The following is a 1,893-nucleotide window of genomic DNA, read 5'->3' on the forward strand; positions in this document are numbered from 1 at the left end:
GGCGGCCCGTCCGGCTTTAGTTTTGTCCAGGGGGGAGGTGGCTTCGGCCCCGCGTCGACCCGCCACAGCCGCTTCGTCCACGCTCTTGGCATCGAGCGCTCTGAGGGCTGGCTCGAGGGCATCGCCCATGGTGCGATCCCCCATCCTGGCCCCGCCATAGAAAGTCATTCGGTCGAGGCCGGCAAGCAGCGCCTTGGCTAAGCTCGCGCCGCTCTCCAGAGCTTGCGCTGCGGCGGTGAAGAAGATCGACAGCAGCACGCCGCTGGAGCCGCCCATCGACGCGCTCAGAATGTCACCTATCGCGCCAAGGGTCGCCGCCGGCTCGGCAAGCGGCAGCGCATCAAGCCGCTCGAGAACACTGCGCGCGCCGGTCGCCACCGTCGAGCCGGTGTCGCCGTCGCCTGTCTTGGCGTCGAGCCCGTTCAACGTGGTTTCCAGCGCGATCAGCCGTTCGCAGATGGTGACGAGAAGAGAGCGGGTCCGCGCATCCTGGCTGGGCTTGCGTGCCGCGCTCTGTCCGGCCGCTTTCGCCATCGGCACGACGGCAGGTGAAACAACCGGCTTTGCCGGCATCCAGGCGTGCGGACCGACCGGCGCCTGCAAGGCGGTTTCGCGCGCCGCATCCAGCCGGATCAGCGACAGCGAGAAGCCGTTCATGTTGAGCGCCGTCATCAGCGGGCCCGGGCCGATCGTCAGCTTGATGGTTTTGGCCAGCGGCGATGCAAGCACCGCATTGGCGACGACAGACATTTCGAGCGGCGGCACGGAGCCGAGATTGTTGATCAGCAAGGCGTAGGTGGCCTCGGGATCAAGCCGTGCCGCGAGGCGCTCCACCATGATCGCCACCAGCCTGTCGGCGCTCTGCACCGCAATCCTTTCGACGCCCGGCTCGCCATGAATGCCAAGGCCGAGCTCACCATCATTCTCGCCAAACCTGTCTTCGTGCGGTTGGCCGGGGATCGAGCAGGACGACAGCGACATGCCGAGCGAAACGATATCCTTCGCCGCCGCGCGAGCGGCCGTTGCGACGAATGCCAGATCGTGGCCGGCTTCCGACAAATGACCAGCGATCTTGTGCACGAACAAGGTGCCGGCAACGCCGCGCGGCTGGGTGATATCAGGCAGCGCGATGTCGTCGGCGACGATCACCATCTCGACGCGAAACCCTTCGGCGCGCGCCTTCTCGGCCGCCAGGCCGAAATTGAGGCGGTCGCCGGTGTAGTTCTTGACGATCAGCAGGCAGCCGGCCGGACCGGTGACCGCCCGGATGGCCGCCAGCACGGCTTCGACGCTTGGCGAGGCAAAGATCTCGCCTGAGACCGCCGCCGTCAGCATGCCTTTGCCGACGAAGCCGGCATGGGACGGCTCGTGCCCGGCCCCGCCGCCGGAGACGACACTGACTTTCGTCTTGTCCCAGTCGGCGCGCAGGATGACCTTGATCTCGGGATAGCCGTCGAGGCGCGCGAGATCGCCTGATCCGATGGTCCGTAACAGACCGTCGAGCGCCTCGGTGACGATCGTTTCCCTGCGATTGAAAAAGTGCTTCATCGAATTCGTCCCGTACTGGCAAAGTCAAAACCGGTGCTGAATCACCGAAAACCGCTCACATCAATCGCTGTCCATCGGCGCCGAAATACAGCGGTGACCGGTAGCGGATCACCACTCTGTCGCCCTGCGCCAAATCCGTGTCGGGGTCCGTCAGCGTCACCAGCTTCTTAGGGCCAACCGTCACATGCAAATGGTTCTGGTCACCGAGATGCTCGACCCAGTCGACAACGCCGTCGGCGTGACCATTCGCGGCCTTCGCGATCGTCAGATGCTCGGTGCGCGCGCCGATCGTCTTGGTGCCGGCCGGTGCACCGCCGTCAGGCAGCAGTCCGGTCGGCAGAAGAT

The 1,893-nt window shown here is 65.5% G+C and carries 2 protein-coding genes; both read right to left on the reverse strand.

Annotated elements, in window-relative coordinates:
- On the reverse strand, positions 1-1,548 hold a 1,548-nt coding region (locus tag EN906_RS32565; protein ID WP_127375700.1), incomplete at its 3' end, for a dihydroxyacetone kinase subunit DhaK.
- A 55-nt stretch (positions 1,549-1,603) separates the two neighbouring features.
- Positions 1,604-1,893, reverse strand: a 290-nt coding sequence (locus EN906_RS32570; protein WP_127375701.1) for a TOBE domain-containing protein, incomplete at its 5' end; no start/stop codon positions are given.

The sequence above is a fragment of the Mesorhizobium sp. M7A.F.Ca.CA.004.06.1.1 genome, from assembly GCF_003999135.1.
GTDB lineage: Bacteria > Pseudomonadota > Alphaproteobacteria > Rhizobiales > Rhizobiaceae > Mesorhizobium.